The 4078-nt window shown below is 62.2% G+C and carries 5 protein-coding genes and 1 pseudogene; 2 read left to right on the forward strand and 4 right to left on the reverse strand.

All coding sequences use genetic code 11. The features are described from left to right. The 3 genes and pseudogenes from A2J03_RS24810 to A2J03_RS24820 all read right to left on the reverse strand — a co-directional run. Window positions 1-333 (reverse strand): annotated as a pseudogene (locus A2J03_RS24810) (MMPL family transporter); the annotation flags it as partial. A 3-nt stretch (window positions 334-336) separates the two neighbouring features. Next, window positions 337-984: a TetR/AcrR family transcriptional regulator gene (locus A2J03_RS24815; RefSeq protein WP_231912706.1), complete on the reverse strand. Its 648-nt coding sequence runs from the start codon at window positions 982-984 to the stop codon at window positions 337-339. A gap of 102 nt (window positions 985-1086) precedes the next feature. Then, complete coding sequence (locus A2J03_RS24820) at window positions 1087-1542, reverse strand: RrF2 family transcriptional regulator (RefSeq protein ID WP_068379408.1); 456 nt, start codon at window positions 1540-1542, stop codon at window positions 1087-1089. A 105-nt stretch (window positions 1543-1647) separates the two neighbouring features. Here A2J03_RS24820 and A2J03_RS24825 point away from each other — a divergent pair, with 105 nt between their 5' ends. Both A2J03_RS24825 and A2J03_RS24830 read left to right on the forward strand, forming a co-directional pair. Further along, complete coding sequence (locus tag A2J03_RS24825; RefSeq protein ID WP_068379411.1) at window positions 1648-2487, forward strand: phytanoyl-CoA dioxygenase family protein; 840 nt, start codon at window positions 1648-1650, stop codon at window positions 2485-2487. A gap of 276 nt (window positions 2488-2763) precedes the next feature. Then, on the forward strand, window positions 2764-3672 hold the full coding sequence (locus A2J03_RS24830) for a sterol desaturase family protein (RefSeq protein ID WP_068379414.1): 909 nt from the start codon (window positions 2764-2766) through the stop codon (window positions 3670-3672). On the opposite strand, the gene A2J03_RS24835 is transcribed toward A2J03_RS24830, so the two are convergent. Then, a partial coding sequence (locus A2J03_RS24835; protein WP_197480951.1) for a YceI family protein occupies window positions 3653-4078 on the reverse strand: 426 nt, incomplete at its 5' end. The two genes, A2J03_RS24830 and A2J03_RS24835, sit on opposite strands and share 20 nt — an antisense overlap.

Consider the following 4078-nt stretch of genomic DNA (forward strand, 5'->3'; position numbering starts at 1 on the left):
TGGTGCGACGTCGGCGATCTTGTCGATCTCGGCGATGGTGGCGTCGATCGCTGCGGTGTACGCGGGCGTATCCAAGCTCTGGCCGTCAGGAGCGGCGAATACGTAGTCGGCCGAGACCGCGGTGAGAGGGTCCTCCGCGGTACCGAATCGTTCGCTCTGCAGGTCGAGTGCCGACTGCGCCGGCGTCCCCGGGATGTTGAATGAGTTGGCCGTCGGGCCGGAGAGCGTCGCGGCACCCACACCTGCCAGGACCAGGATTGCCAGCCACAGGGCCAGGACGATGCCTTTTCGCCGGAAGGCGAACTTTCCGATTCGATACAAATAAGTTGCCACTGGTCAGCTCCTCGGTAAGTTTTCGGTTGCCCTGGTCTGTGGTTCGCGTGGGTCGGGAAGTCCGGACTGCAGTTGGTCGAATGCGTCCTCGACGAGCTGTGCGGGAGTGGTGTCTGCTGCGGGATTGTTGGTCCAGATCGTCAGAGCAGCCGTGACTGCACTACCCACCGCCACCTGCATGAGGTTCGGAAACAAGTCCGTGTCGATGTTGGTTCCAGTGCGCTCGGCGATGGCCTCGCCGAGAACACGAGTCAGTGAGTGATGGACCTCGAGCTTGCGTGCAACGACGGCGGGGGTCGATTCGACGAGTTGCGCGACGGCGAAGGTCTCAGCGAGGTCCCGCTCCGGATCGGTGACCATCGACACGGCCACGTGCCGCAGCGATGTCCAGATCGGCTCGTCCTTGGGTCTGGCCCGTAGCGTCTCGAACCAGGCCCACGCCGAGGCCTCGATGTGGTGCAAGACTGCTTCTTCTTTGTTGGCGAAGTAGTTGTGGAAAGTCCGAGTTGAGACCCCTGCCTCGGCGGCGATCGCGTCGGCGGTGACGGAATCGAGCCCGCGCTCCTTTGCGAGCTTCACGGCAGCCTGCCCGAGAGCATCGCGCGTAGCGGCCTTCTTCTGATCACGAAGGCCGGAGGGATTGAAGGTCACGCGATCTACGGTACGGAACTTGCAGAGTTCTGCAATGTTGCACGGATGTGCAATTTTGTCGACTGCATCACACAGTCCACTCGATGAGGTGTCAGGTCACATCTAGCGTCGGGTCCACGCCGCTGGATCTGCAGTCAACTCAGCGATGAAGGGAGGGATGTCATCGGCGACGATGTCCGCCAACGACACACCTTCCAGCACCGCCCTCATGTTTGCCCGCACTGCCAACCACACCAGCTGCAGCGGCTTGGCCGGTCCGGGGTAGTCGACATCCTCGGGCCGTTGACCTCGCACCGACGCGAGTGGCCCCTCGACGGCCCTGATCACGTCGGCGACGGAAATCTCCGCTGCGGGACGCGCGAGCCAATAACCGCCGTCGGGACCCCTGCGACTCCGCAGCAGATCCGCTCGCCTCAGGTCGGAGAGAACCGATTCCAGGAATTTGTGCGGGATGTTCTGGGCGGCAGCGAGGGCTTCGGCTTTGCCTGGTGCATCAGCCGACGCCGCGAGCTCGAGCAGAGTTCGCACGGCGTAGTCCGCCTTGGCGGTAATGTGCACAGCGTTCTCCTCCGACCGTTGTGGGCACCCTGATTCCTATCATTCGAATAGGAAATAGGCGAATCTCGCGCTGCGGAACCCTGTCCTCGGCATTAGCGTCTGTGCATGATCAACGAGCACGGCGTCTTCGACGCTTCCGACACCGAAGCCATCGCGTGGTTCTACTCGATGCACGGGTACGCCGTCGTACGAAACTTGCTGACCGACGACCAGCAGGACGCAATGGAACGCGAGTGCGTCGACGCGCAGTCGAAGGTCGTCGCCGGCGAACTACCCAGCCGATACGGCTCGACGGTCTTCCTCGACGAGGCGGCGAAGGCCGACAAGTTCGCCAACTACGTCGAGTACGTCAACGAACTGTCCCCGGCCGTTCGCTCGGCCGCCGAACATCCGCAGCTACTGAAGGTGTTGAGAGTCGTTCTGGGTGAGCAGATCTGGCTTCGCGACAGCGAACAGTTCGGAGTCGTATACCAGGACGCGCGCCCTGGCAAGGAATCCGGCTACACCCGGATCGGTTGGCATTCGGATTGGCAGGCAAGCCCGAGCCTCGACGTCTGGCCCTCGACGGCATTCACCTTCCACATCGACGGCACAAGCCCGGCCAACGGGTTCCTTCGCGTCGTCCCCGGCAGTCATCTGTGGGCGACGCCCGCGCCGTACCGCAACATCAACGGCGTCACGGTCCCCGACACCGCTCGCCCCACCGGTGGCCGTTCCTCGATGGCCCCACCCTTCCCGATGCCTCTCGGATTCGAGAAGATTCCCGGCGAGGTGGCCGTCTACGTGGAACGAGGCGACGTCATCCTGCACGACGCCTACCTGTGGCACTCCGCCGCGCGCGCCACCGACGACCACGCCACGCGCCGCCACGTCCGGGGCGGATGGTTTGCGGGTACCGCGCCGGCAGCCGGGGTCGAGGAGTTCATCAAGAATGCCGCTCGCTGACGGGTGGTGACCCCCTTTTTTCGGTGACAGTCTGTTTCGGTCACCTCGCCGTGAGCGAATGTCTGTTTCGGTCTCCCAGTGGGAGCGAACGGCTCATTGAGTCACTCTGAGTGACTCAGACAGTCATTCGCTCACCCGAAGTGACCGAAACAGACTGTGAGTCCCCCCAAAGGTGACCCAAACAGCCATTCGGTCAACACATAGCAACCAACTGTGGCCCCCGACACCCCCGAGCGTTACACTTGACTCCCAAGTGTCACGCAGAGGAGTTGTCCGATGGTCGAGTGGGTCGCTTCCGCCTGGAACACGCTTCCCGAACCTCTACGAGATCCGGTGGCGCTGGCGATCCCCGCGTTCGCATTGCTGCTGGCCATCGAATGGCTGGCCGCGATCAAGCTGGAGGATGGGACCAAGGGCAGCTACAAGGGCGCCGACGCCCGAGCGAGCCTCGGCATGGGCGTCGTATCCATCGCGACGACGACGGCGTGGAAGACCCTCGCTCTGTTCGGGTACACGGCCCTCTACGTGTACGTCGCACCATGGCATCTCCCTGCCGACGCCTGGTACACCTGGGTGATCTTGATCCTCGGTGTCGACTTCCTCTTCTACGCGTACCACCGGATCGCGCACCGAACGCGGATCATCTGGGCAACTCATCAAGCCCACCACTCGAGCGAGTACTTCAACTTCAGTACCGCACTGCGGCAGAAGTGGAACAACAGCGGCGAGATCATCATGTGGCTCCCACTCCCGCTACTCGGAATCCCCCCGTGGATGGTGTTCGTCGGATTCTCGATCAACCTTGTCTACCAGTTCTGGGTACACACCGAGCGCATCGACAAGCTCCCGCGCGCAATCGAATTCGTCTTCAACACCCCGTCGCACCATCGGGTTCACCACGGACGTGATCCGCAGTACCTGGACAAGAACTACGGTGGCATCTTCATCATCTGGGATCGAATCTTCGGCAGCTACGCCGACGAAATCGAACGACCACACTACGGATTGACGAAACCGGTCGACACCTACAATCTGTGGACACTCCAGACACACGAATACCGCTCCATCGCAAGGGATGTAGCGGCATCGCGGTCGTGGCGTGAGCGGTGCGGATTCGTCCTCGGTCCACCGGGGTGGACGCCGAGCAGAGAGAGAACGAAGGAACCTACTCTTCGTTCAAGTTGATCAGAAAGTCGACGGATCCTGAACCCTCGACCGTGACGAATCCGAGCGACGGCGGCTCGATTCCGAAGTCCGACCACGTTGTGGGGATACTCCCCGACGCGATCAGGGTGTCACCGGACTGCAGGACTTCGATCTCGACCGACACCGGGCGCGTCTGATCCTTGAGTGTGAGGGTGCCGTCTGCTGTCACCGTAGTCGTGGTCCCGTCCTTCGGAAGCGAGGACAGGTCGACGGGTGAGTCGAAGGTGAACGTCGCGGTCGGGTAGGTCGCAGTATCGAAGATGTTGCCACGGAACTGACTGTCACGACGGTCGCTGTCGGTGGTGATCGAGTTGGTCTGCACCGTCACTTCGCCTGCGGTCAGCGAGTTGTCCTCGATGGTTACGTCGCCGCTGACCTCGGTGGT

Source organism: Rhodococcus sp. EPR-157 (assembly GCF_001647195.1).
Lineage (GTDB): Bacteria > Actinomycetota > Actinomycetes > Mycobacteriales > Mycobacteriaceae > Rhodococcoides.

What these genes read in the sequence shown, in the direction of transcription:
- A2J03_RS24825 (WP_068379411.1), top strand. Translation starts at nt 1,648, where the DNA reads ATGATCAACGAGCACGGCGTCTTCGACGCTTCCGACACCGAAGCCATC.
- A2J03_RS24830 (WP_068379414.1), top strand. Translation starts at nt 2,764, where the DNA reads ATGGTCGAGTGGGTCGCTTCCGCCTGGAACACGCTTCCCGAACCTCTA.